The organism is Chryseobacterium populi (assembly GCF_000282115.1).
Lineage (GTDB): Bacteria > Bacteroidota > Bacteroidia > Flavobacteriales > Weeksellaceae > Chryseobacterium > Chryseobacterium populi.
Genome location: NZ_AKJY01000042.1, coordinates 1 through 5195, shown reverse-complemented (window position 1 = coordinate 5195; position 5195 = coordinate 1). Strand labels below are relative to the sequence as shown.

The following is a 5195-nucleotide window of genomic DNA, read 5'->3' as shown; positions in this document are numbered from 1 at the left end:
TCTGTGAGACTTTTTTATAAAAACTGGCGGCGACCTACTCTCCCGCTTTCGCAGTACCATCGGCGCTGGTGGGCTTAACTTCTGTGTTCGGAATGGGAACAGGTGAGCCCCACCGCTAAAACCACCCTAAAGAAGGTATATAAGATATCAGAACTGAGATGAGATTCCAGACTTAAGTATTATTATCAGTCTGCTATCTGATGTCTTCTCTCTGACATCTGTTTTAAGCGATAAAAACTTTCACAAAGACAAAACCTTTCTTGCACTTACAAGGCTTTTATACAGTAGCCATAGGCTATAAATCTACGGGTAATTAGTACTACTCGGCTATGTTGTTACCAACTTTACACCTGTAGCCTATCAACGTGGTCATCTCCCACGACCCTTAAAAGATGTCTCATCTTGAGGCGAGTTTCGCACTTATATGCTTTCAGTGCTTATCTCTTCCAAACATAGCTACTCAGCGGTGCACCTGGCGGTACAACTGATACACCAGAGGTTTGTTCAATTCGGTCCTCTCGTACTAGAATCAAGTCCTCTCAAACATCTAACGCCCGCAATAGATAGAGACCGAACTGTCTCACGACGTTCTGAACCCAGCTCGCGTGCCACTTTAATGGGCGAACAGCCCAACCCTTGGGACCTTCTCCAGCCCCAGGATGTGACGAGCCGACATCGAGGTGCCGAACCTCCCCGTCGATGTGAGCTCTTGGGGGAGACTAGCCTGTTATCCCCGGAGTACCTTTTATCCTATGAGCGATGGCCCTTCCATACGGAACCACCGGATCACTATGTCCTGCTTTCGCACCTGATCGACTTGTAGGTCTCACAGTCAAGCACCCTTATGCCATTACACTCTACGCACGGTTACCAAGCGTGCTGAGGGTACCTTTGAAAGCCTCCGTTACTCTTTTGGAGGCGACCACCCCAGTCAAACTACCCACCACGCAATGTCCTTCTTAAAGAAGTTAGGCTCCAAGTAAGTAAAGGGTGGTATTTCAACGTTGACTCCACAAACACTAGCGTGCCTGCTTCAAAGTCTCCCACCTATCCTACACATTACTTACTCAAAGTCAATACGAAGTTATAGTAAAGGTTCACAGGGTCTTTTCGTCCCATTGCGGGTAATCGGCATCTTCACCGATACTACAATTTCACCGAGCTCGTGGCTGAGACAGTGCCCAGATCGTTACACCATTCGTGCAGGTCGGAACTTACCCGACAAGGAATTTCGCTACCTTAGGACCGTTATAGTTACGGCCGCCGTTTACTGGGGCTTCAGTCAAACGCTTCGGTTACCCTAACGCCCTTCCTTAACCTTCCAGCACCGGGCAGGTGTCAGACCCTATACAGCATCTTTCGATTTAGCAGAGTCCTGTGTTTTTGATAAACAGTCGCCTGGGCCTCTTCACTGCGGCCAGCATTGCTGCTGGCGTCTCTTCTTCCGAAGTTACGAGACTATTTTGCCTAGTTCCTTAGCCACGACTCACTCGAGCACCTTAGGATTCTCTCCTCGACTACCTGTGTCGGTTTTGGTACGGGTTGCTTCACTTCGGCTTTTCTTGGAAGCACTTTCCTTACAGCAACTTCGCCCGAAGGCTAGGTCTTGACTATTCCGTCAGTCTCCAGTAAGTACGGCACTCCGTCCCCTTTTTAGTGTGAGCAAGTATGGGAATATTAACCCATTGTCCATCCACTTCCCCTTTCGGGTGCGCGTTAGGTCCCGACTAACCCTCAGCTGATTAGCATGGCTGAGGAAACCTTAGTCTTTCGGTGAGGGGGTTTCTCGCCCCCTTTATCGTTACTTATGCCTACATTTTCTTTTCTATCCGCTCCACAATACCTCGCGATACTGCTTCGGCGCAAATAGAATGCTCCCCTACCAGATATAATTAATTATAAATCCATAGCTTCGGTAATATGCTTATGCCCGATTATTATCCATGCCGAACCGCTCGACTAGTGAGCTGTTACGCACTCTTTAAATGAATGGCTGCTTCCAAGCCAACATCCTAGCTGTCAATGCAGTTCAACCGCGTTGCTTCAACTTAGCATATATTTGGGGACCTTAGCTGTTGGTCTGGGTTCTTTCCCTCTCGGACATGGACCTTAGCACCCATGCCCTCACTGCCGCAAAAAATTTATTAGCATTCGGAGTTTGTCAGGAATTGGTAGGTGGTGAAACCCCCGCATCCAATCAGTAGCTCTACCTCTAATAAACTATACACGACGCTGCACCTAAATGCATTTCGGGGAGTACGAGCTATCTCCCAGTTTGATTGGCCTTTCACCCCTACCCACAGGTCATCCGAAGACTTTTCAACGTCAACCGGTTCGGTCCTCCACTCTGTGTTACCAGAGCTTCAACCTGCCCATGGGTAGATCACAAGGTTTCGCGTCTAATCCTACTAACTATACGCCCTATTCAGACTCGCTTTCGCTCCGGCTCCGGTACTTAATACCTTAACCTCGCTAGTAAAATTAACTCGTAGGCTCATTATGCAAAAGGCACGCCGTCACCCAACTTGTGGGCTCCGACCGCTTGTAGGCGTACGGTTTCAGGTTCTATTTCACCCTTCTATTCGAAGTGCTTTTCACCTTTCCTTCACAGTACTTGTTCACTATCGGTCTTTCAGGAGTATTTAGCCTTGGAGGATGGTCCCCCCATATTCAGACAGGATTTCACGTGTCCCGCCATACTCATTTATCATCCAAATATACCTTTCGAATACCGGGCTATCACCGTCTACGGCCGTTCTTTCCAGAACGTTCTTCTAAATATATAAAGACTTTTGGGCTAATCCGCGTTCGCTCGCCACTACTTACGGAATCTCTTCGATTTCTTTTCCTCAGGGTACTTAGATGTTTCAGTTCTCCTGGTTTGCTCTCTAATAAATTAGAGTAATACATCTTCAATGTATTGGGTTGCCCCATTCGGACATCTCGGGATCTATTCGTGTGTGCCAATCCCCCGAGCTTTTCGCAGCTTACCACGTCCTTCTTCGCCTCTGAAAGCCTAGGCATCCGCCATACGCCCTTAACGATTTCTTTCCTATTTTTGGTTACTCAAGCACTCGTAAGTGCTCGGTTTTCTCTTTGTGATGTCTTTACCGTTAATGTCAATGATCTTTTTTCTATTTCAAGTCTATCCCGCAAATATTGTTTTTGGCTCTATCTGCTTTTTTAATAATAAACCATCTATAATGGTGGAGAATAAGGGAGTCGAACCCTTGACCTCCTGCGTGCAAGGCAGGCGCTCTAGCCAGCTGAGCTAATTCCCCCTCTAGTCAGACTTCAGATATCAGATCCCTGATCTCAGACTTAATGTCTGACCTCTCATATCTTATATCTTCCCGTCTTTGCAATTAGTAGTCTCGGGCAGGCTCGAACTGCCGACCTCTACATTATCAGTGTAGCGCTCTAACCAGCTGAGCTACGAGACTGTCTCTTTAGACTTGTAGATTCAAGATTTCAGATATCAGACTTACATGGTCTTTCTTCTTTATCTTTCCTCTTGTATCTCTTCCCTTTACTAATTTCTAGTGGGTTTGTATTTTTATATATCAACCAAATAAAAAACTAAAGCTTTTCTTTAAGTAAGTACTTTGTATCTTGCGATACTTATATTGTTTTACGTTCTTCAACGCTCTAAAATGAGATGTTCCAGCCGCACCTTCCGGTACGGCTACCTTGTTACGACTTAGCCCTAGTTACCTGTTTTACCCTAGGCAGCTCCTGTTACGGTCACCGACTTCAGGTACCCCAGACTTCCATGGCTTGACGGGCGGTGTGTACAAGGCCCGGGAACGTATTCACCGCGCCATGGCTGATGCGCGATTACTAGCGATTCCAGCTTCATAGAGTCGAGTTGCAGACTCCAATCCGAACTGAGACCGGCTTTCGAGATTTGCATCACATCGCTGTGTAGCGGCCCTCTGTACCGGCCATTGTATTACGTGTGTGGCCCAAGGCGTAAGGGCCGTGATGATTTGACGTCATCCCCACCTTCCTCTCTACTTGCGTAGGCAGTCTCACTAGAGTCCCCAACTTAATGATGGCAACTAGTGACAGGGGTTGCGCTCGTTGCAGGACTTAACCTAACACCTCACGGCACGAGCTGACGACAACCATGCAGCACCTTGAAAATTGTCCGAAGAAAAGTCTATTTCTAAACCTGTCAATTCCCATTTAAGCCTTGGTAAGGTTCCTCGCGTATCATCGAATTAAACCACATAATCCACCGCTTGTGCGGGCCCCCGTCAATTCCTTTGAGTTTCAAACTTGCGTTCGTACTCCCCAGGTGGCTAACTTATCACTTTCGCTTAGTCTCTGAACCCGAAAGCCCAAAAACGAGTTAGCATCGTTTACAGCGTGGACTACCAGGGTATCTAATCCTGTTCGCTCCCCACGCTTTCGTCCATCAGCGTCAGTTGAGACATGGTAACCTGCCTTCGCAATTGGTGTTCTAAGTAATATCTATGCATTTCACCGCTACACTACTTATTCCAGCTACCTCTACCTTACTCAAGATCTGCAGTATCAATGGCAGTTTCATAGTTAAGCTATGAGATTTCACCACTGACTTACAGATCCGCCTACGGACCCTTTAAACCCAATAAATCCGGATAACGCTTGCACCCTCCGTATTACCGCGGCTGCTGGCACGGAGTTAGCCGGTGCTTATTCGTATAGTACCTTCAGCTACCCTCACGAGGGTAGGTTTATCCCTATACAAAAGAAGTTTACAACCCATAGGGCCGTCATCCTTCACGCGGGATGGCTGGATCAGGCGCTAACCCATTGTCCAATATTCCTCACTGCTGCCTCCCGTAGGAGTCTGGTCCGTGTCTCAGTACCAGTGTGGGGGATCACCCTCTCAGGCCCCCTAAAGATCAATGACTTGGTGAGCCGTTACCTCACCAACTATCTAATCTTGCGCGTGCCCATCTTTATCCACCGTAGTTTTCAATATTAAGTGATGCCACTTTATATTTTATGGGGTATTAATCTTCCTTTCGAAAGGCTATCCCCCTGATAAAGGCAGGTTGCACACGTGTTCCGCACCCGTACGCCGCTCTCTGATTCCCGAAGAAATCATACCGCTCGGCTTGCATGTGTTAGGCCTCCCGCTAGCGTTCATCCTGAGCCAGGATCAAACTCTCCATTGTATGTTTGTCTGACTCACTCAAAGTTTT

The 5195-nt window shown here is 47.5% G+C and carries 2 tRNA genes and 3 rRNA genes; all 5 read right to left on the bottom strand.

From position 1 onward, the window contains the following. Nucleotides 1-21: 21 nt before the first annotated feature. A 5S ribosomal RNA gene (rrf, locus tag PMI13_RS11695) occupies nt 22-129 on the bottom strand. A gap of 164 nt (nt 130-293) precedes the next feature. Next, nucleotides 294-3051: ribosomal RNA gene (locus PMI13_RS11690) — 23S ribosomal RNA — on the bottom strand. A 153-nt stretch (nt 3052-3204) separates the two neighbouring features. Next, nucleotides 3205-3281, bottom strand: a tRNA-Ala gene (locus tag PMI13_RS11685). 88 nt (nt 3282-3369) lie between these two features. Next, nucleotides 3370-3443 (bottom strand) — tRNA-Ile (locus PMI13_RS11680). A 208-nt stretch (nt 3444-3651) separates the two neighbouring features. Further along, nucleotides 3652-5168, bottom strand: a 16S ribosomal RNA gene (locus PMI13_RS11675). Together the 16S, 23S and 5S rRNA genes with 2 tRNA genes alongside form the textbook arrangement of a ribosomal RNA operon. Between the last annotated feature and the right edge of the window lie 27 nt (nt 5169-5195).